1 protein-coding gene is annotated in these 266 nt (G+C 71.8%); it reads left to right on the top strand.

Going from position 1 to position 266, the window contains the following annotated elements; translation table 11 throughout:
• A partial coding sequence (locus tag R0J87_RS21155; RefSeq protein WP_498888739.1) for an acylphosphatase occupies positions 1-266 on the top strand: 266 nt, incomplete at both ends.

Here is a 266-nt window from a genome sequence, read left to right as displayed (position 1 = left end):
GGCATCGTTCGCAATGGACCCGCCGGCGTCACCATCGAAGCCCAGGGCACGGCCGGGGCGCTCGACCGCTTCGCCCGCGCGATCGAAACCCGTCTGCCGCCGCTGGCCCGCGTCGATCACGCCGAGTGTGAAGCGGTCCCCCGCTGCCTCGATGAGCGGGACTTCACCATCGCGGACAGCGACGTTGACGCCTCGGCCGACGCCGTGCCCCGAGTCACCGCCGATCTCGCCGTGTGCGACGACTGCCTGCGGGAGATGCGTGACCC

The sequence above is a fragment of the Halomonas sp. SIMBA_159 genome, from assembly GCF_046536035.1.
In the GTDB taxonomy this organism is placed as follows: Bacteria; Pseudomonadota; Gammaproteobacteria; order Pseudomonadales; family Halomonadaceae; genus Vreelandella; species Vreelandella venusta_A.
Note: the sequence above shows the minus strand (reverse complement) of the source record. Positions and strands in the feature narration are given on the sequence as shown.